We start from the raw sequence: 19,003 nt of genomic DNA, 5'->3' as shown, positions 1-19,003 counted from the left end.
GTGGCCCATCACGACCCGAGCCGCGAATGACCGCCAGACGTCGTTCTCAGCGCCCCTCGATGCGTGATGGCCGTCTGGAAACGCGAACACCATCGGGTCGGACCGGGTATGAGAAGGAGTACCGCAACGAGCCCTCCGGCGGGCCCTCCTCGCCGGGGGACGCTTCGACAGGGACGCTTCGACAGGGACGCTTCGACCGGGGACGCTTCGAACGAGGACGCAAGCGGGAAGATACCGCGGGGTGCGATACTCGCCTCCCGTGACACGAGCCATTCTCTTCACCTTGTCATCGGTTGCTGCCCTCCTCTTCGGAACCGCCACGCAAGGCGCCGTCGCGGCCGTTCCTGCCAGTTCTCCCGTCGCGGCGCAGCCGCCGGCCGAACCAGGCCCGCTGGAGACGGTAGCGGGTACCCGCGAGGAGGGTCACTCCGGTGACGGCGGCCCGGCTGTCGATGCGAAGCTCGGCGAGGTGCGCGACGTCGCGCTGGACGACGCCGGCAATCTCTACATCGCCACTCGCACGACTTCCAACGAGAAAGGCACGTACATCCGCAGGGTGGACCCGCACGGCACGATCAGTACCGTGGCCGGCGGGCTGCGCGAGGATGCCGAGAGCAACGACGTGGAGATCACACCGGACGGGCTGGCTGCTGTCAGCGGTATCGCCACCGGTCCGGAGGGCGAGCTGTACATCGCCGACGCCTATGTCGGCCAGGTTCTGCGCGTCGAACCTGGGGGAGGACCGGCTGTGGTTGCCGGAACGGGCGAGTATGAGTACGGCGGGGATGGTGGTCCGGCCACGAGCGCTCAGCTTGAGAGCCCCGTCGATGTCGCCGTCGGCGACGCCGGCGAGATCTACATCGCGGACGCCGGTGGGTATATCCGGCGGGTCGACTCCGAGGGCATCATCACCACGATCGCCGGCACCGGTGAGGCGGAGGCGTCCAGCGGGGACGGTGGACCGGCGGTGGAGGCGTCGTTCACCCGTCCGATGGACGTCGAGGTCGACGCCGAGGGCAACATCTACGTGGCAGACCTCACCAGGCTGAACGCCAGCGAGGACGACATCCCCAGTCACCGGATCCGTCGGATCGACACCGACGGTGTGATCACCACGATCGCCGGTGGCGAGGAGTGCGGCTACACCGGCGACGGCGGACCTGCAGCGGACGCCGAACTGTGCTTCCCGTACAACATGACCACCACCGCCGACGGAACCATCTATCTGTCCGACACCGAACACCACGTGATCCGGGTGATCTCGCCGGACGGCACCATCGACAGCCTGCCCACGTACGTCGACGAGCCCACCGGGATGGCGGTAGGGCCGGACGGCGCGTTGTATGTCGGCGACGGTGACCGGGCCCAAGTGCACCGCATTCCGCTGGTCGGGAGTGCGGCCGGCTCCGACGCGCCGGACACCTCGGCCGAGGCGCCCGACCTGTGGGCCGACTCGGCTCCGCATGCCGTCACACCGGTCGCGGGGACCGGCACGGACGGCTCTTCCGGAGACGGCGGACCGGCGACCGACGCGCGGTTGTCTCGTGCGGACGACCTCGCGGTCGGGCCGGACGGAACGGTCTACGTGCTCGATGACGACAGTAGAAGCGTGCGGGCGATCGAACCGGACGGCACCATGGTGACGATCGCCGGCGGCGGTGACCATGGCGGCTCGCCTAGGGGACCAGGACCGATGGCGGGTGACGGCCGGTCGGCGACCGAAGCCCAGCTGAGCATGGTCCACGGTATCGACGTCGCACCCGACGGGACGCTGTTCATGGCGGGCTACAGTGACGGCAGGGTCCGAAAGGTGAGTCCCGCGGGCCTGATCACCACGGTCGCAGGCATCGGGATCGCGCCGGACGAGGAGGACGACGCCGAGACAGGAATCGACGCCACGTACATGGCTTTCGGCAGCCCCGAGGATGTGGCCGTCGCACCGGACGGAAGTCTGTACGTCTCCGATTCGCGGCTCAATCAGGTCTTCCACATCGGTCTTGACGGGATGGTGCGGGTGGTCGCGGGCACCGGGACCGAGGGGTACTCCGGCGATGGTGGGCCCGCCACTGAAGCCGAGCTGGACATGCCGTCCAGGATCGACGTCGGAGCCGATGGCACCCTCTACATCCTCGACAGTCGCGAGCGCCGGATCCGTGCCGTCACGACCGACGGCGTGATCACGACGATCGCTGGATCGGGAAGCTCGGCTTACGACGACCCGACCGAGGACGTTCCGGCGACCGAGGTGTTCCTTCACGTCCGCGATCTCGTCGTCGACGAGGCCGGAACGGTGTACCTCGGGGCGGGCGGATCGATCCGGCAGATCGGACCGGATGGAATCATCACGACACTGAGCGACACCCACGCTGCCGCGGTCGCATTGGACGGCCACGGCAACCTGTACTTCTCCCACGGCCATCAGGTCTCGGTGCTGCCCCGGATCCACCAGGACCCGGCACCGGCGTCCGCCGAGAACGAGGAGGCCGGCGGCGGGGCGAACAGCGCACCGTGGATCCTGGTGAGCATCGGCGCACTGCTGGCGGCCGGGACCGTCGGTGGGTACGTGCTGGTGCGTCGCCGACGTTCGGCACAGCCGCTTGCCGCCGGCGGTGGTGGGTAGTGCGTCAGGCATGAACGAACGCCCGACGAACCAATCAGGACCGGACGACGCCCACGGTGCCGAGACCGGCCACGAACAGGCGCACAGCGACGAGGTCGACGTGGAACCCGGTCCACAGGGGCCTGGTTCCAGAGCCGGCACCCGCGCCGGGAAGACCGGTGGGCTCCCCGGCCGCGAGTACAGCAGCGAGTTGCCCATGGACGAGGCGGACGACACGGTGCTGGGTTCCGAACCGTACGAAGAGTCGGAGCGTCGGACCGAGCCCTAAGAGGAGCGGCTGGACCGCGACGTCTAATGCCCTGTCAGGACACTGGCGCGGCCGACCTGAGGCGGGTGAGCGCCGATGCACGACGCAGCGACACGGGCAGCGTCCGGCGTTTTCACACCGTACGGTGCCTCGCATCTGGTTGTACTGGCGGTGCTGGTGGTCGTCGGATGGTGGCTGTTGCGTCGTGGCCGGGCGCTGCGCGGCACCTCGGCCGCGGACCGGCTGAGCATGACCTTCGCGGTCGTCTTCCTGGCGCTCACCTTGCCGCTGCAGATCTGGTTCCTGACGCCGCCACGGTTCAACATCGAAGGGGCGCTGCCGATCCAGCTGTCGGATCTAGCCTGGTTGACGGCGGTGTACGCGCTGATGACCCGCGCCCGCTGGGCGAGCGCCCTGACGTATTACTGGGGACTCACCCTCACCACTCAGGCGATCTTCACACCCAGCCTGGACCGAGACTTCCCTGCGCTGCCGTTCTTCCTGTTCTGGGCGATGCACGGGCTGACCGTGGTGGCCGCGATCTATCTGACCTGGGGGCTGGGCATCACCCCGGACTGGCGCCGCTACCGGGTGACGCTCGCCGCGACGGCGTTGTGGGCGGTCAGTGTGTTCACCTTCAACTCGATCGTCGACACCAACTACGGCTTCCTCAACGCCAAGCCGGACACGGCGTCGCTTCTTGACTGGTTCGGCCCGTGGCCGTGGTACCTGCTGGTCGAGACGGTCATCGTCGCCTCCGTGTGGGCACTGATCACTGTGCCGTGGGTTCTGCGCGCGAAAGCCAGCTCGCGGGGCGGGACGGGCGCCTAACGTCGGAACAGTTTTGTCGCCATAGCGATAAGAACCTTCCGATACTTTTGGTCGCCGCGATGTCGGCCGGCCGTTCAGCCTGTGGCGGCCGGCCAGCTGGGGGAGCGGCCCAGGTAGGCGACGAGGCCGTCGAGGGTCGGCTCGTCCGGCCACGACACCCGCGGCCCGAAGGGTGCGCCGGGATCCGTACGCGCCGCGCCGTCCTCCGGCACCATCCGGGCGACCTCCCACGCCTTGTCCAGCAGCGGCCCGTCGACCGTCAAGGGCTGCTCCAGGCTGCGGGCGAGGTCCCAGGAGTGCACCACGTAGTCGATCAGGTGCATGCTGATCGCCTGCTCGGCCGGGATGGTGACGTCCGGTCCGAACGTGACCATCGGCATCATGCGCTGCAGGTCGCGGGTCGCGAAGGCCGTCAGCACCCGCTCCGCCGAACGCTGATAGGTGGCGACCGGGTCGGCGGCCTGTGGCGCCCACTTCCAGGGCGCCGGATCGGCGTCGCCGTCATAGGCGGCGGCGAAGCCGTCGTTCTCCGCTGCCATGTGTGCCAGGAGCCCGTGCACTGTCCACCCGACACACGGCGTGGGCTTGTCGAGGTCGCCGGGGCTGATCGTCTCGGCAAGCGCGAGGCTGAGTCGCACCGCTTGCGCGTCGAGTTCGACCAGATCTGGGCTGGTCGTTGCGTCGTTGTCGCGAGAATTAGTAAGCATATGCGTATCATATGCGCAAGCGTACGGATGCGCCAGCGGTATCTTGCACCTATGCCGGACCAGCCAGGACGCCGCCCCGATCTGGCCGCATTGGTGCATCCGCTGCTTCAGGCGCTGATCGCGGCGGAACGGGCCATCCTCGCGCGGCATGACATCTCGATGTGGGGATACTCGGTCCTGTGCGCCTTGGACGGTCAGCCGGCGCGCAGCCAGGCGGCGCTGGCCCAGAGCATCGGTGCCGACAAGACGCGGATCATCAGCACCTTGGACGAGCTGCAGGACGTGGGCTATATCGTGCGCGAGCCTGACCCGGCCGACCGCCGCGTCCATCTGCTGTCCATCACCGAGGCCGGGCGGCAGAAGGGACGTGCGGCCCAGGCAGACATCCAGGCGGCCGAGGAGGATCTCCTGGCCGAACTGACGCCTGCGCAGCGGAAGGTGTTCCTCGAGGTCCTGATGACATTCAATGACTTACCGCTAGGCGACATCCTCGGCCGGTGAAAGGCCCGGGCGGGCCGGTTCACGGGTTCGATCGGCTGAGGTCTTTCGGTCCCCGACGGTAGGCCAGTCGACCCTGTGGTGCGGTTGTGCCGTGCGGCAGGCTGTGTATCAGGCACCCGCCGACAAGGCGACGGAGCCGCGAGACAGAGGGCATAGTGGCGGTCCAGCGGCCGCAAAGTTCACCATCGCTGTGATGGGGCATCTGTCCGAGGCGCTCCGCATCCCGACCGGCCGACGGGTGCCTCTTTGCGGCTCATGGCCGCATCCCGAACAGGATACGGGCGACCCACCAGCGGCGGACGAACAACTCGTAGACCGCGAGCATGATCGTGTAAGAGGCCACGACGATCACGATGTACTTGACGACGATAGGGGCCTCGATCCGGACCAGCCCGGAGGCAACCCCCACGACGATCGGTTGATGCAGGATGTACAGCGGCAGCAATGCGGTGGCGAGGTAGGCATACGTACGGCGTCCCAGGCCGGTGGCGGACGGAGGCGCGCCGAGTCGCCCGTCCGGGGCAGCGGCCACGGACCGGGTGCGACGGCGGTCGAGCAGGCCGAGGATGGCGACGACCCAGCACCACCCCGCGGCGCCGAAGGCGGCACGGGTGCTGATGGCCAGCGGCGTCATGTCGGTGAACGGCTCGTCGGCGAGGAGCATTCCGGGCAGCACGGCGACGAACAGCACGCCGCCCAGCGCGGCAGCCAACCCGGCGTCGCGCCGCATCGCCGCACGGAACCGCTCGTCACCGGCGAGCGCAAAGCCGAAGAGGAAGAACAGCAAGTACGCCCAGCGGTTCCAGCCCGCGTAGTCGTCCTCCATTCCAGCCCAGCCGCTGAGCAGAGCGAACGCGAGCGCGGGTAGCAACACCACACCCGTGCGCCGGGCCGCGGATGCGGCGGCCGAATCGCCGATCCGTCGGGTGACGTCGAGGGGGAGCCACCTCACCGACACGGTCAGCATGAGGGAGAACACCAGCAGCAGCACGACGAACCAGAGGTGGCCCGACTCGAAGTGGTCGCCCTGCAGGACGAACGGCAATTCGCCCAGGTCCACGTGGACGTCGAAGAACCGCGGCCAGAACGCCAGGTAGCCGTCGACGCCGCCCGGCTCGTCGCGTTGCCGGACCCACGGCGCGATGGGGAGCAGCGCGACGAACGCGAAGGCCAGCGGGACGCCAAGCCGGAGCAGACGCTCCTTCACGAACCCGCCGGGTCCACGATGGCTGATCGAGTACCACGCCCCCAGGCCTGAGATGAGGAACAGCATCGGCATCGCCCACACGACGGCGAAGCCGGCGATGATCGTCACGGCCTCGGTGGTGTCGGCGTTCTTCACGTAGAAGTCGTCCTCGGCGTCGAACACCAGCGCCGCGTGGAAGAAGACCAGGCCGAGGACGACCAGGGCGCGCAGCGCGTCGAGCTCCGGGCGTCGCCCGTGCAGCGGCGCCTCCGTCCGCTCGGCACGCCCTGCCGTCATGGTGCGCCGCCGCGCATTGCGCTCGGCGGCTTCGGCGGGCATCCACCGGCGAGGTCGTTGTCACGAGCCACCGGCGTATTATCCCAGGGGCCGCTGGCGTGACAATGCCTTCAGTTCAACCGAGTGCCGCCTCGGCGACGCGGTCCACCTGGTCGGGTTGCGCCGACGCCGGCCAGAAGCAGACCTCCTCGGTGCCGGCCTCGGCAAGGGCGTCCGCGGTCTCCCGGAGTTGCGACGCCGAGCTCAGCACACTATTGCGCACCGTGCCGACCAATTCCTGCCCGCCGAAGCCGTAGTAGCTCTCGACATTGCGGTCCGCCTCGGCCGCCGCGTCGTCCCCGAGTGCGACGTACCGGGCGGCGTAGAGCCTCGGCGTCGCGCGGCCGGCGGTGGCGGCGCTCTCCTTGACGATCTGGTAGGCGTGGGCCACGGCGTCCGGTGGCATCGGCCCGGCGATGAAAGCATCGGCCAGACGACCGGCCCGCTCCCACGCCGGTTCCGAGTATCCGCCGAGGACGATCGGGAGGTCGGTCGGCGGCGGGCCGACCGGGCTCTCAGCTCCGTCGGGTGTATCCCCGGCCCAGACCGAGCGGCAGGCGGTGATCAGCGTCTCCAATCGGCCACCGCGGTTGCGCGGCTCGACACCCAGCACCTGCCAGTCGTCGTCGCGGCCGCCGATGCCCAGGCCCAGCCGGAAGCGCCCTCCGGAGACGGCATCGAGCGTCGCCGCCTGCTTGGCGAGCAGGACAGCCTGGCGTGGCGGTGCGACCAGCACGGACGTCATCAGGTTGATTCGCGTTGTCGCCCCGGCTGCGGCGGCCAACGCGACCAGTTCCTCGTGATTGGGATACACGACCCGGCCGATGGTGCCGAGCACGGAGAATCCGGCGTTTTCCGCTCTCCGGGCCCAGTCGACCAGCTCCGGCCCTCGTACGTCGAGCAAGGCGTTGGGTAGTCCGATACCAGCGTCCACGTGACCTCCTCATGCACAGGTACACGTCTGGATATCCGAAATCGGCGTCGTTGAAACCGCCGTGCGCGCCTTCACCGTGACGTCACCGATGAGTTCCCGGCGTGACCGTGGTCTACACGAACGACACCACCGACGACGACTGGCTGGGAGCGATCATGACCGAACCGACCACCCACACCCTCGACGTTCCTGGCGCCGTGCTGCACTACGACATCCGCGCCAACGACGCCGGCAACCACAACGACGCCGGCGACGCGCCCGCGCTGCTGCTCGTCGGGTCGCCGATGGACGCCTCCGGATTCGGGACGCTCGCCGGCCACTTCACCGACCGGACCGTGGTCACCTACGACCCTCGTGGCACGGCGCGCAGCCGGCGAACCGACGACGCGGCCGAGGTCACCCCCGACGAGCACGCCGACGACCTGCACCGGCTGATCTCCGCACTCGACGTCGGGCCGGTCGACGTCTTCGCGAGCAGCGGGGGAGCGGTCAACGCGTTGGCTCTGGTCGCTCGCCATCCCGAGCAGGTACGCATTCTCGTCGCGCATGAGCCGCCGGCCGCCCAGGTGCTCCCGGATCGAGAGGAGGCGCTGGCCGCATCCGTGGACATCCACGAGACGTATCTGCGAAGCGGCCTCGGCCCGGCGATGACGAAGTTCATCGTGCTGGTCGGCCACCAGGGCCCGATTCCGGCCGACTTCTGCGCTCAGGAGTTCCCGGATCCGGCTACCTTCGGGCTGCCGGCAGAGGATGACGGCTCCCGCGACGATCCGCTGCTCGGTCAGAACATCGTCTCGTGCACGCACTACCAGCACGACTTCGACGCGCTGCGCGCCGCGTCGACCCGGATCGTCATCGGTGCCGGCGCGGAGTCCAGCGCCGAGCTGGCCTGCCGCGCCGGGGTCGCGGTGGCCGAGCGGCTGGGGATCGCACCGGTGACCTTTCCCAGCAACCACGCCGGGTTCCTCGGCGGTGAGTACGGCATGACCGGTGAGCCGGAGGCCTTCGCCGCCACGTTGCGCGAGGTGCTCACGACCGACCGCGAGGCTGTACCGGCGCCCTAGTCCTGCCCGGTGATGCGACCGAAGGGATCGATCCCGCATAGGGTGTTCTCAGTCGCATCGATCCACGGAGGAGGCCATCCGGGAGGAAGGCTACGAGATCGACGTCGTCGAATTCAGCGAAGGCGCCGTCGCCACCGCCATGGTGAAGGCCTGGGGGCGGACGAGTGTTCGGGCGGAGAACTGGAATACCTGGTGATCGGCGGGTCCGAACGTTCGCGCACAGGCGCTGCTGGCCGGCGAGATCAGCGCGACGGCACTGGAGATCGCCGACGTGGTCACGCTGGAGTACACCCGCTGACGCGTCGTTCAACCTCGTCGTCGACTATCGCCGAGCACCTCTCCGATCTACATCCGCAAACGGGTCCTGTTCGCCAGTGACTGCCCGTTCGACCCGGACGGCGGGCCGCTGTACGTGCGGGAGGTGATCCGCGTCATCGACGAACTCGATGTCAGCGACGACGAGCGGCGACGGATCTACGCCGGAAACGTGCTCCGCCTGATCGGCATGGGTCGTAGCGCTTATCGATGGATGGGTACCCCATGTCGGACCAGTACGTCGAACGCGACCCGCCATCGAACCAGATTGTTTCCGGCGAAGATATTCTCTCGCGAATGTTTGTCGTATGCTGGACGGCATGAAAACTGCGCTAGGAAGCGAGCGTGTCGAGGCCGCCACCGCCGGGCTCTCGCGGGCGGTGGCGGAGCTATGCGACGACGATGAGCTGGTGACCTGGTGGGGCCTGGTGATCGAGGGCTACCACGCCACGCATGATCGGGTCATGGGAGAGATCGCCGACGCGGTCGGGCTGGCGCCGAGTTCCTTCGACATCCTCATCCGGCTGCTTCGATCGCCGGATCACCGGCTGCCGATGACCAAGCTGGCCAAGGAAGCGGCGCTGAGCAGCGGTGGGTTCACCAAGGTCGCCGATCGGCTGGTGGCATCCGGACTGATCGAGCGGGTTCCGTGCGAGACCGACCGTCGCGTCACATACGCGGCCTTGACCGAGCGAGGTCTGGAGCTGGCCGAGGCCGGCCGGAAGGCTTGTGCGGCGATTCTGCGTGAACGTGTGCTGGCGCCACTGGGCCCGGATCGGCTGTCGTACCTGGCTGAGACCATGCGGGTGCTGCGGGCGGCCAACGGGTAAACATCTTCTCAGGAATATTCTTGCGCAGAAGATGTTTACCATGGCGACGGCAGCCGACAAGGAGGCAACAGGGATGCAGTTCGGAATCTTTTCGGTGAGCGATGTGACCACCGACCCGACCACCGGGAGAACACCCGACGACACGGAGCGGGTCCGGTCGATGCTCACGATCGCGCGGCACGCGGACGCGGCGGGGTTGGACGTGTTCGCGACGGGGGAGCACCACAACCCGCCGTTCGTCGCGTCGTCGCCCACCACTCTGCTGGGCTACTTGGCCGCGGCCACCGAGAATATCGTGCTGTCCACCTCGACCACGCTGATCACCACGAACGACCCGGTGAAGATCGCCGAGGACTACGCCATGCTCCAGGTGATCTCCGACGGGCGGATGGACCTGATGCTCGGCCGCGGCAACACCGGCCCGGTCTATCCGTGGTTCGGTCAGGACATCCGCCAGGGCATCCCGCTGGCCATCGAGAACTACGCGCTGCTGCGTCGGCTCTGGGAGGAGGACGTCGTCGACTGGGAGGGCCGGTTCCGCACGCCCTTGCAGGGCTTCACCGCGACGCCGCGCCCGCTGGACGGGGTTCCGCCGTACGTATGGCACGGGTCGATCCGCAGCCCGGAGATCGCGGAGCAGGCCGGCTATTACGGCGACGGGTTCTTCCACAACAACATCTTCTGGCCGATGTCGCACACGAAGAAGATGGTGAACTTCTACCGGCAGCGATTCGAGCACTATGGCCACGGGCGGGCGGATCAGGCCATCGTCGGGCTGGGCGGTCAGGTCTTCATGCGGAAGAACTCGCAAGACGCCTGGAACGAGTTCCGCCCGTACTTCGACAATGCCCCGGTCTACGGCCACGGCCCGTCGATGGAGGAGTTCACCGCGACGACGCCGCTGACGGTCGGCAGCCCGCAGCAAGTGATCGAGCGGTACGCGTCGATGCGTGACGACGTCGGTGACTACCAGCGGCAACTGTTCCTGATCGACCACGCCGGGCTGCCCCTGAAGACCGTGCTGGAGCAGATCGACATGCTCGCCGAGGAGGTCGTCCCGGTGCTGCGCAAGGAGATGGAGACCAAGCGCCCGGCGCACGTTCCGGCGAACCCGCCCAGCCATGCTGAGCGGGCGGCGGCACGGCTCGAGGACGCGCAGACCCGAAACGAGAACGAAGCGAGGGATGAGATCCATGCGTGACGGTGACGTCTCGGTCGTGGCGCTGTCCGCCGGCCTGCGGCAGCCGTCGTCGACGCGGATGCTTGCCGACCGGCTGGGGCAGGCGACGCTCTCGGCCCTCGACGCACACGGCGTCACCGCGACGGCGGAGACGGTCGAGGTGCGGGAGATCGCGCATGACGTCGTGAACGCGATGCTCACCGGCTTCCCGGCCGGAGGGCTCCCGGAAGCACTTGAGAAGGTCACGCACGCTAGCGGGCTGATCGCGGTGACGCCGGTGTTCGGCACGTCGTACTCGGGGCTGTTCAAGTCCTTCATGGACGTGCTGGAGCCGGACTCGCTGACCGGCATGCCGGTCCTGCTGGGGGCCACCGGTGGGACGCCGCGGCACTCGCTGGCGCTGGACTACGCGATGCGGCCGCTGTTCGCCTACCTGCATGCGGACGCCGTCAGCACGACGGTCTTCGCCGCCACGGACGACTGGGCCGGCGACGGCGACACCGAGAACCCGCTCCCCGAACGGATCGAGCGCGCCGGCCGTGAGCTGGCGGAGCGCATCATGCGGACCGACCGCACCGGGCCGGCCGATCTCTACGACGACGTCCCGAGCCTCGACCAGATGCTCCGCCCATGATCATGAACACTCACCGTGCTATGTGAACGGTAAGTGTTCATGATCATGGGGATGAGGCCGCGGGCTTAGTCGGTGCCGGACTCCATCGCGGCCCGATCCAGGGCTTCTTGGTCCGCGTCCACTTCGCCGCGGGAGGCGATCGCCTCCGCGCCTCCCCGGGGAAGCTCACCGAACAGCTCGGTCCGGGCTGCCGCAGTCCCGATCAGCTCGGCGTGTGTCGGCCCGACCATGCCGAGCCCGGCGTATTGTTCGAGGCGGGCACGCGAGTCGGCGATGTCGAGATTGCGCATCGTCAGCTGGCCGATCCGGTCCAACGGGCCGAACGCCGAGTCCTCGGTGCGTTCCATCGACAGCTTGTCCGGGTGGTAGCTGAGCGCCGGGCCGGTGGTGTTCAGGATGGAGTAGTCCTCGCCGCGGCGTAGTCGCAGGGTGACCTCACCGGTGACGGCGGTGCCCACCCAGCGCTGTAGCGATTCGCGCAGCATCAGCGCCTGCGGGTCGAGCCAGCGTCCTTCATACATCAACCGGCCCAGACGCCGGCCTTCGGCGTGGTACGTCGCGATGGTGTCCTCGTTGTGGATCGCGTTGACGAGGCGCTCGTAGGCCGCGTGCAGCAGGGCCATGCCGGGCGCCTCGTAGATACCTCGGCTCTTGGCCTCGATGATCCGGTTCTCGATCTGATCGGACATACCCAGGCCGTGCCGGCCGCCGATCGCGTTGGCCTGCTTGACCAGGTCGACCGGCGATGCGAACTCCGTCCCGTTGATCGTCACCGGGCGTCCGCGCTCGAAACCGACGGTGACGTCTTCCGGCGCGATCTCGACTGCAGGGTCCCAGAATCGCACGCCCATGATCGGCTGGACCGTTTCGACGCCGGTGTCGAGATGCTCCAGGGTCTTCGCCTCGTGCGTGGCGCCCCAGATGTTGGCGTCGGTCGAATACGCCTTCTCTTCGCTGTCCCGGTACGGCAGGCCATGTTCGAGCAGCCACGCGCTCATCTCTTTACGGCCACCGAGCTCGCTGACGAACGCCGGGTCGAGCCACGGCTTGTAGATGCGCAGGTTCGGGTTGGCCAGCAGGCCGTAGCGGTAGAAGCGCTCGATGTCGTTGCCCTTGAACGTCGAGCCGTCGCCCCAGATCTGAACGTCGTCGGCGAGCATCGCGCGCACCAGCAGGGTGCCGGTGACCGCGCGGCCCAGCGGCGTGGTGTTGAAGTACGCTCGGCCGCCGGAGCGGATGTGGAAAGCTCCGCAGGTGAGCGCCGCCAGCCCTTCCTCTACCAAGGCGGCACGGCAGTCCACCAGCCGGGAGATCTCGGCGCCGTACAGCTTGGCGCGCCCAGGGATCGACTCGATGTCGTCTTCGTCGTACTGTCCGAGGTCGGCGGTGTACGTGCACGGCACGGCGCCCTTGTCGCGCATCCACGCGACTGCCACAGACGTATCGAGACCTCCGGAGAACGCGATGCCGACCCGTTCGCCGACGGGCACCGAGGTGATCACCTTAGACACAGACAAAAGTATGCACGAGTCTGCATGGCTATGCAACGTGGCTCGGGGCGGCCGTGTAGCGCAGCTTGGTCAGGAAACCGGCAGCGTGGCGAGATCGGAGTCCAGCCGGCGCAACATGCCGGCGGGGATAGCCGCCCGTGCGGCGAGGTCGAGCAGACTGGCCGACGCCGGGACGGCAATCAACTCGGTCTGCACCAGCTCCGGGGCATGCCGTTCGACGGCGTGCCGCGCGGCCGGATCCTGCAGCAGCTCGGCCAACGGGCGCTCGAGCAGGTCCCGGGCGGCCAGGCCGCTGAGTACGGGGAGCGGCTCCGCCAGGGCGTCAGCGCGGGCACGGTGGGAACGCACGTGCAGATGATCGGGTCCCGCCTCGCCGTCGGCGGGGATACCGAGCCGCCGGAATTGGCTGGCCGGGGCGTCGTTCTCCCGCATCAGGCCGGTGAGCAGCCGTAACATGCGCAGCTCGACGTCGTCGTCGGCGATCGGCCGTTCCTGTCCCGGGTCGGACTCCAGGTCGAACAGCAGGGTGCCGTGCCGCCACGGGTTCATCCAGCGCGACGTCGCCGGCATGCGCATGGTCCGCACGCCCTTGGTGAAACCGAACGGCTCGGCCGGCTCCCAGGCGGTGAGTTCGTCGATTCCGAACCGCGTGCGCATATGGGTCGGCATCAGGGTGTACTCCTCCAGCGGGAGGTTGCGCTCGTCGTCCGAGGCGCGCATGTACACGTACCGGCCGTCGGTGACGTTCACGTGCCCGCCGTGGACTCCGAACAGGGCGCCGTCGCGCACCGGCCCGTCGTCGGCGAGCACCCGGGCCAGATCCTGCCCCTGCATGTCCGGCGCCGGATCGACACCGAAGAAGGCGAGGATCGTCGGGGCGATGTCGATGGTCTGGGTCAACGCCGCACGCCGGGTGCCGCGCTCACCGCAGCGCGGGTCCCAGGCGAAGAACGGCAGATGAACCAGCTCGTTGAACCACGGCTGCACACCCTTGGCCCACCACCCGTGCTCACCGAGCAGGAAACCGTGGTCGGTGTTGACGATCAACATGGTGTCGTCCCACATGTCATGGGCATCCATGAAGTCCAGGACCCGGCCCAGCGAGTGGTCGCACATCGACACCAGGGCGGCGTACTCCATCTGCGCATGCTTGACCTGATCGTCCGGCTCGTACACTTTCCGATACGCCGGCCAGTCGAACTCCGGTCCGTCGTAGCTGTGCGGGTAGCGGTCTTTGTATGTCTGGTGGCTGAAGAACGGCTCGTGCGGGTCGAACAGCTCGATCTGCAGCATCCAGCGGTCCGCGCCGACGTTGGTCTGAAGGAATTCCATGCCCGCGTCCACCGTGCGGGTCTGCGAGTGTTCCGCTTCGGTGCGCATGTAGCGGCGGTTGATCTGGTCCTGCCGGCGCATCCGGTGGATGCCGGGTGCGCTGGTCCCGGGTTCGACGACGCCCTTCCACGGGTCGCCTTCCTGCCCGCGCATGAACTCCCAGGTGGTGAACCGCGTGTGATACGTCGCGCCGCCGTCCTCCCAGTAATGCGGGTGGTCCGACACCAGGTGGGTGTGCACGCCCGCCTCGCCCAGCAGTTGCGGTGCCGAGTCGTCGAACGGCTCCAACGGGCCCCAGCTGCGGTGCAGGAAGTTGTACCTCCCGGTGTGCATCTCCCGGCGCGCCGGAATGCACGGCATCGACCCGGCGTAGAAGTTGTCGAATGTGACCGCCCGTTCCGCCAGGCGGGCGAAGTTCGGCGCGTCGACGAACGTCTCCCCGTACGGCGGCAGCATGTGCCGGTTGAGGCTGTCGAACATCAACACGATCGCTCTCATCGGGTCGCTCCCTGAGTGTGTGCGGTGCGCGCCGCGAGCTCGCGGCGCAGTTCGATACAGGCGGCGATGTGCGCATCGACGGCGGCGGCACCGGTGCGGTGCGACCACTCGGCGACCAGGTCCGACAGCTCGGCGTCGAACGGCAACGACGTAGCGACGGGTGTGCTGCGATCCCGGTTGCGGTACCGGGCGACCTGCGCCTGGCGAGCCTCGATCTCGGCGTCCAGGAGCCGGAGCACGTCGTCGGTGCTCATGAAGCCGGCGAAGCTGAGCCGGGTGAACAGGTCGGAGTCTTGAAAGCGGCTGGTGATGGCGTAGGGGCCGGTGAGCCAATCAAGGAAGACTGTCTCACCTTCGGGCGTCACGCTGTACAGCTTGGCATCCTGGGCGCCGGCGCGGGGTTCGACGGCGTGGTCGACCCAGCCGCGGTCCTCCATCTTCCCGAGCGATGCGTAGACCTGGCTCATCTGCGTGTTCGACCGCATGAACCGGCCATGCGAGTCCATGAACTTCTTCAGGTCGTAGCCGGTGCTGGGTTTGCGCAGGAGCACGCCCAGCAGGATCATCTCGAGCTTCGCCGCCACAGCCGCACCGCCTCGCCTATGCCACTTGTGGAATGCCGAGACCATGACACAAATGGCATAGTAGTGTCAATGATTCGGTCCGGCGCGCACCGTTCGCCGGGCCATTGAGCGTGGGCGTCTGGGGCGAGGCTCTCGAAGTGACTGCAGATGGCAGGTTAGGGTTGCCGTTGTTGTTGATCTTCACCATGCGTAGACGGATGTGAGCACGTCGATGGTTGTCGTCGTGTCTGCAATCCTTGGTGTCCTGTTCGCCTTGTTCGCGGCGGTCTACGTCGTCACAGGGCACAAGGCGCGACGCCTGCGTTCAGCCGCCCCCGCCACGCAGGACGTCTCCCGCGTCGCAGACCCTGACGTATGGGATCCGTACGAGATGGCCCTGCTGGCCGGCGGCAAGCGCCGGCTCGGCGAGGTGGTTCTGGCCAAGCTCTACCTGGATGGACTGTTTCGGGTACGACGACGCGGCCGACGCTATCTCACACAGGCACGGCTCGAGGCGACCGCCGGTTCGGACCCGCGTGGCCACGCCGATGCGGACAACGCGGCCGTGGCCGCCGCGATCAAGGCGGTGGGCTCGCGGGGGTTCCGGTATCCCGCCGATGTGATGGCGGCGACGGCCAGAGAGGAAACGTGGACGAGGTCCACCCTGGCTCGGCTGCGTGGCGCAGGCCTACTGCTTCCGGCCAAGCAGCTTCGCCGGCTAGAACGCTGGCGCACCGGCGCCGCCGGAGTCCAGAGCGTCACAGTGTTCCCACTGGCGGCAATGACGCTGTTCTCCGTGATGCTGGTGACGGCCGACCTCGTCGAAGCGGGCCTGCCCTTGTACATCGGGGTGCCGCTCTTCCTCCTCACCATGCCGGTGTTGATCCTGGCGCTGCGCTGGTCCGGCGTGCCCGCTGTCGTCATCGCGGTATCGGCTGTCGCCGCCGCGTACTTGGTGGTTCCTGACGTGCCCGTGTGGGTGAGTGTCGCCGGGTTGATCTTCGGCGCCGTGTGGCTCGGCACCTACAGCATTCATCGGGCGACCCGTCGGTCGCTCGGCGCACGCAGCCCGGCCGGTGACGCGTTGCTGGCCGCCACGCGCTCGCACATAGGTGAGCGGACGGGCGCCGGCCGCAGAGACGCGTTGTTGCTGGTAGCCCTGTACGGGCTGAGCATGCTTCACGTCTCGGTGGGAGGCGGCCGCCGCTCCGCCGGTGAACCCGCTCTCGGCGCCGACCATCCCGATGTGGCTGAGCTGGGCGCATTCGCTGCCGCATGTGGTCTTACAGGGGGGGCAGATGTCCGGCGAGCACGGCGATGGCGGTGCCGGGGGAGCGTTCGGCTGTGACGGCGGAGTCGGAGGCTTCGGAGGCTTCGGAGATGCCGGCGGCCATGGCGGCGCGGGCGGCCTCGGGGGAGGGGACGCAGGCGGCGGAGACGGCGGTGGCGGCGGCGGAGGATCCGGGCCTTAGCCGTTCTGGCCGTCCGGACTGCTGATGGCGGTGGCGAGTGCGGCCTGCGAGGCGGTGTCGGCGGCGCGGTAGACGACGAGGCGCTGATCGTGGTCGTGCAGGGGCGTCAACACGTCGAACTCGATCTCGATCAGACCGGCGACCGGATGCCGCACGCGTTTGCGGCCGTGCGCGTTCACGCGGACGTCACGCTCGTCCCAGAACCGGGCGAAGTCGGGGTGGTCCGCACTCAGCTCCTCGATCAGCGCGGCAAGCCCGGTGTCATCGGGCCGGGACGCCCAAGCGGCGCGCAGGTCCGCGATGCCCTCGCGGATGATCTGTTCCCGATCGACGTAGAAGTCCCGCATGGTGGGGTGGTGGATGCATAGCCAGATCGCGTTCCGCTGCGGCCCGGGTATCGCGTCGAAGTCCAGCCCCATCAGCCGCGGCATCTGTGGATTCCAGGCGACGATGTCCAGCCGGTGGTTGAGCACCATGGCCGGCAGCGGCGACAGGTCATGTGCCATCCGCGCCAACGGCCCGGCGGCGGGCTCCGGCGGGCGCGGCTGCCGGCGGCGGGGACCGGGACGCTGCTGTGCCAGGTCGAACAGGTACGTGCGCTCGTCGTCGTCGAGCTGCAGAGCGTCGGCGAGCGCATCCAACACCTCGGGTGAGGGCCGCAGGCCGCGAGCCTGCTCCAGGCGGACCACGTAGTCCACGCTGACCCCGGCCAGCTCGGCCACTTCCTCGCGGCGCAGCCCGGGCGTACGACGGGCGCGCCGGTGACGGGGGAGGACGGTGTCCGCCGGCGTCAACCGCTCTCGACGGCTTCGCAGGAACGCCGCCAGTTCCCGACTCAGGTCGACGGTGGTGCTCACGTCCGGATTCTACGGCGGCCACGTCGTGGGACTGCCAATCCCAGGAAGAGCCTTCCCTTATCGGCGGGTGGCCGACTGGCGATCCTCGAGTCGAGCGGGTCGTCCGGCAGCGGCGGCGGACCCGCCGGGAGTAGCGGACGCCGCTGCAGACGATGAGGAGAACACCGTGACGCAATCCGTTTCCCTGGATACCTATCGGCTGCTGGGCCGTTCCGGCCTGCGTGTGTCGCCGTTGGCACTGGGGACCATGACGTTCGGCACCGACTGGGGGTGGGGAGCCGACAAGGACGAATCGCGCCGGATCTTCGACGCCTACGTCGATCGCGGCGGCAACTTCATCGATACGGCCAACGTCTACACGAACGGCACGTCCGAGCAACTGCTGGGTGAGTTCGCCGCCGACAAGCGCGAGCGTTTGGTGATCGCGACCAAGTACACCTGTGCCATGCGGGAACGGGACCCGAACGCCGGCGGCAACCATCGCAAGAACATGGTCCGCTCGGTGGAGGCGAGCCTGCGTCGCCTCGGCACCGACTACATCGATCTGCTGTACCTGCACGCCTGGGACGGTATGACCCCGGTCGAGGAGATCCTGCGCGCCATGGACGATCTGGTCGCGGCAGGAAAGGTGGTGTACGCCGGGATCTCGGATGCTCCGGCCTGGCAGGTGTCGCGGATGCAGACCATCGCGGACCTTCGCGGCTGGTCGCCCCTGGTGGCCTTGCAGATCGAGTACAGCCTGATCGAACGGACGGTCGAGCGCGACCTGATCCCGATGGCGCGGGAGATGGGGCTCGGCGTCATCCCGTGGTCGCCGCTGGCAAGTGGCGTGCTGACCGGCAAGTACACCCGGACCGATCTGGATACCGGATCGGGTTCGGCCGGTGCCGAAGGAACCCGTAAGAACGTCGCGGCCGCCAACGGAGCACTGACTGAGCGCGGCCTCTCGATCGCCGACGTGGTCAAGGACGTCGCGGGCGAGATGGGCCACACACCGTCTCAGGTCGCGCTGGCGTGGACCATGCTGCACCCCGCCGTGACCGCGCCGATCATCGGGGCACGCACGTTGGCCCAGTTCGAGGACAACCTAGGTGCGCTGGACGTGCACTTCAACCACGACCAGCGGGTACGGCTGGAGAAGGCCAGTGCGATCGAACTCGGTTTCCCGCACGACTTCCTCGCCCGGCCGATGACGCGCGCGGTCATGTTCGGCGACGTCACGATCGCCGGCTAGCCAACCTCCAACTCCGTACCCTAGAACGGCGGGTCGTCGGGTTCGGGTGGTGTGTCGGTGGGTGGTGGGTCGGGTTCGGGTGCTGGGGGTGCGAGTCCGGGTAGTTTGACGGTGTGTTGGCGTCCGGTGGGGCTGGTGAAACGCTGCACCC

The 19,003-nt window shown here is 68.2% G+C and carries 18 protein-coding genes; 10 read left to right on the top strand and 8 right to left on the bottom strand.

Annotated elements, in window-relative coordinates:
- Window positions 1-259 precede the first annotated feature (259 nt).
- The 3 genes from G1H10_RS29735 to G1H10_RS29725 all read left to right on the top strand — a co-directional run bounded on the left by G1H10_RS29735 (window position 260) and on the right by G1H10_RS29725 (window position 3,698).
- On the top strand, window positions 260-2,620 hold the full coding sequence (locus tag G1H10_RS29735; protein ID WP_163744827.1) for an NHL repeat-containing protein: 2,361 nt from the start codon (window positions 260-262) through the stop codon (window positions 2,618-2,620).
- A 10-nt stretch (window positions 2,621-2,630) separates the two neighbouring features.
- Window positions 2,631-2,888: a hypothetical protein gene (locus G1H10_RS29730; RefSeq protein WP_163744825.1), complete on the top strand. Its 258-nt coding sequence runs from the start codon at window positions 2,631-2,633 to the stop codon at window positions 2,886-2,888.
- Window positions 2,889-2,963: 75 nt separating this feature from the next.
- Window positions 2,964-3,698, top strand: a complete 735-nt coding sequence (locus G1H10_RS29725) for a YwaF family protein (protein ID WP_163744823.1) — start codon at window positions 2,964-2,966, stop codon at window positions 3,696-3,698.
- A 74-nt stretch (window positions 3,699-3,772) separates the two neighbouring features.
- Here G1H10_RS29725 and G1H10_RS29720 read toward each other — a convergent pair whose 3' ends face one another.
- Window positions 3,773-4,405 carry a TIGR03086 family metal-binding protein gene (locus tag G1H10_RS29720; RefSeq protein ID WP_163744821.1) on the bottom strand — a complete coding sequence of 211 codons (633 nt, stop codon included), beginning with the start codon at window positions 4,403-4,405 and terminating at the stop codon, window positions 3,773-3,775.
- A 51-nt stretch (window positions 4,406-4,456) separates the two neighbouring features.
- Here G1H10_RS29720 and G1H10_RS29715 point away from each other — a divergent pair, with 51 nt between their 5' ends.
- Window positions 4,457-4,906, top strand: coding sequence for a MarR family winged helix-turn-helix transcriptional regulator (locus G1H10_RS29715; RefSeq protein WP_163744819.1), 450 nt, complete (start codon window positions 4,457-4,459; stop codon window positions 4,904-4,906).
- A gap of 253 nt (window positions 4,907-5,159) precedes the next feature.
- Here G1H10_RS29715 and G1H10_RS29710 read toward each other — a convergent pair whose 3' ends face one another.
- Both G1H10_RS29710 and G1H10_RS29705 read right to left on the bottom strand, forming a co-directional pair.
- Window positions 5,160-6,431, bottom strand: a complete 1,272-nt coding sequence (locus tag G1H10_RS29710) for an acyltransferase family protein (protein ID WP_216853797.1) — start codon at window positions 6,429-6,431, stop codon at window positions 5,160-5,162.
- 73 nt (window positions 6,432-6,504) lie between these two features.
- Entirely contained in the window at window positions 6,505-7,362 is an 858-nt protein-coding gene (locus tag G1H10_RS29705; RefSeq protein WP_163744817.1) for an LLM class flavin-dependent oxidoreductase, read from the bottom strand.
- A gap of 155 nt (window positions 7,363-7,517) precedes the next feature.
- Between G1H10_RS29705 and G1H10_RS29700 the strand changes: the two genes are divergently transcribed.
- Window positions 7,518-8,426 (top strand): alpha/beta fold hydrolase, encoded by a 909-nt coding sequence (locus tag G1H10_RS29700; protein ID WP_163744899.1) that lies wholly within the window; start codon window positions 7,518-7,520, stop codon window positions 8,424-8,426.
- A 90-nt stretch (window positions 8,427-8,516) separates the two neighbouring features.
- On the opposite strand, the gene G1H10_RS29695 is transcribed toward G1H10_RS29700, so the two are convergent.
- Window positions 8,517-8,705, bottom strand: a complete 189-nt coding sequence (locus G1H10_RS29695) for a hypothetical protein (RefSeq protein WP_163744815.1) — start codon at window positions 8,703-8,705, stop codon at window positions 8,517-8,519.
- A gap of 356 nt (window positions 8,706-9,061) precedes the next feature.
- Between G1H10_RS29695 and G1H10_RS29690 the strand changes: the two genes are divergently transcribed.
- The 3 genes from G1H10_RS29690 to G1H10_RS29680 all read left to right on the top strand — a co-directional run bounded on the left by G1H10_RS29690 (window position 9,062) and on the right by G1H10_RS29680 (window position 11,385).
- Complete coding sequence (locus G1H10_RS29690) at window positions 9,062-9,571, top strand: MarR family winged helix-turn-helix transcriptional regulator (protein WP_163744813.1); 510 nt, start codon at window positions 9,062-9,064, stop codon at window positions 9,569-9,571.
- Window positions 9,572-9,644: 73 nt separating this feature from the next.
- On the top strand, window positions 9,645-10,772 hold the full coding sequence (locus tag G1H10_RS29685; RefSeq protein WP_163744811.1) for an LLM class flavin-dependent oxidoreductase: 1,128 nt from the start codon (window positions 9,645-9,647) through the stop codon (window positions 10,770-10,772).
- Window positions 10,765-11,385, top strand: a complete 621-nt coding sequence (locus tag G1H10_RS29680) for an FMN reductase (protein ID WP_163744809.1) — start codon at window positions 10,765-10,767, stop codon at window positions 11,383-11,385. The genes G1H10_RS29685 and G1H10_RS29680 overlap by 8 nt, the downstream gene beginning before the upstream one ends.
- Window positions 11,386-11,450: 65 nt before the next feature.
- On the opposite strand, the gene argG is transcribed toward G1H10_RS29680, so the two are convergent.
- The 3 genes from argG to G1H10_RS29665 all read right to left on the bottom strand — a co-directional run bounded on the left by argG (window position 11,451) and on the right by G1H10_RS29665 (window position 15,310).
- Window positions 11,451-12,896: an argininosuccinate synthase gene (gene argG / locus G1H10_RS29675; RefSeq protein ID WP_163744807.1), complete on the bottom strand. Its 1,446-nt coding sequence runs from the start codon at window positions 12,894-12,896 to the stop codon at window positions 11,451-11,453.
- A 69-nt stretch (window positions 12,897-12,965) separates the two neighbouring features.
- Complete coding sequence (locus tag G1H10_RS29670) at window positions 12,966-14,726, bottom strand: sulfatase (protein ID WP_163744805.1); 1,761 nt, start codon at window positions 14,724-14,726, stop codon at window positions 12,966-12,968.
- Entirely contained in the window at window positions 14,723-15,310 is a 588-nt protein-coding gene (locus tag G1H10_RS29665; protein WP_216853795.1) for a PadR family transcriptional regulator, read from the bottom strand. Before G1H10_RS29665 ends, G1H10_RS29670 begins: the two co-directional genes overlap by 4 nt.
- A gap of 223 nt (window positions 15,311-15,533) precedes the next feature.
- Here G1H10_RS29665 and G1H10_RS29660 point away from each other — a divergent pair, with 223 nt between their 5' ends.
- Window positions 15,534-16,637: a TIGR04222 domain-containing membrane protein gene (locus G1H10_RS29660; RefSeq protein ID WP_163744801.1), complete on the top strand. Its 1,104-nt coding sequence runs from the start codon at window positions 15,534-15,536 to the stop codon at window positions 16,635-16,637.
- 120 nt (window positions 16,638-16,757) lie between these two features.
- On the opposite strand, the gene G1H10_RS29655 is transcribed toward G1H10_RS29660, so the two are convergent.
- Complete coding sequence (locus tag G1H10_RS29655; RefSeq protein WP_163744800.1) at window positions 16,758-17,618, bottom strand: helix-turn-helix transcriptional regulator; 861 nt, start codon at window positions 17,616-17,618, stop codon at window positions 16,758-16,760.
- Between the two features lie 166 nt (window positions 17,619-17,784).
- Between G1H10_RS29655 and G1H10_RS29650 the strand changes: the two genes are divergently transcribed.
- Window positions 17,785-18,852: an aldo/keto reductase gene (locus G1H10_RS29650; RefSeq protein WP_163744798.1), complete on the top strand. Its 1,068-nt coding sequence runs from the start codon at window positions 17,785-17,787 to the stop codon at window positions 18,850-18,852.
- The last annotated feature ends 151 nt before the right edge of the window (window positions 18,853-19,003 follow it).

Origin of the sequence: Phytoactinopolyspora halotolerans (assembly GCF_010550675.1) — a bacterium.
Taxonomy (GTDB): Bacteria; Actinomycetota; Actinomycetes; order Jiangellales; family Jiangellaceae; genus Phytoactinopolyspora; species Phytoactinopolyspora halotolerans.
This window is presented reverse-complemented; position numbering and strand designations above follow the sequence as displayed.

Excerpts from the sequence above, each read along its gene's own strand:
- G1H10_RS29690 (WP_163744813.1), top strand. The coding sequence starts at position 9,062 with ATGAAAACTGCGCTAGGAAGCGAGCGTGTCGAGGCCGCCACCGCCGGG.
- G1H10_RS29685 (WP_163744811.1), top strand. The coding sequence starts at position 9,645 with ATGCAGTTCGGAATCTTTTCGGTGAGCGATGTGACCACCGACCCGACC.
- G1H10_RS29680 (WP_163744809.1), top strand. The coding sequence starts at position 10,765 with ATGCGTGACGGTGACGTCTCGGTCGTGGCGCTGTCCGCCGGCCTGCGG.
- G1H10_RS29715 (WP_163744819.1), top strand. The coding sequence starts at position 4,457 with ATGCCGGACCAGCCAGGACGCCGCCCCGATCTGGCCGCATTGGTGCAT.
- G1H10_RS29700 (WP_163744899.1), top strand. The coding sequence starts at position 7,518 with ATGACCGAACCGACCACCCACACCCTCGACGTTCCTGGCGCCGTGCTG.
- G1H10_RS29730 (WP_163744825.1), top strand. The coding sequence starts at position 2,631 with ATGAACGAACGCCCGACGAACCAATCAGGACCGGACGACGCCCACGGT.
- G1H10_RS29670 (WP_163744805.1), bottom strand. The coding sequence starts at position 14,726 with ATGAGAGCGATCGTGTTGATGTTCGACAGCCTCAACCGGCACATGCTG.
- G1H10_RS29720 (WP_163744821.1), bottom strand. The coding sequence starts at position 4,405 with ATGCTTACTAATTCTCGCGACAACGACGCAACGACCAGCCCAGATCTG.
- G1H10_RS29725 (WP_163744823.1), top strand. The coding sequence starts at position 2,964 with ATGCACGACGCAGCGACACGGGCAGCGTCCGGCGTTTTCACACCGTAC.
- G1H10_RS29710 (WP_216853797.1), bottom strand. The coding sequence starts at position 6,431 with ATGCCCGCCGAAGCCGCCGAGCGCAATGCGCGGCGGCGCACCATGACG.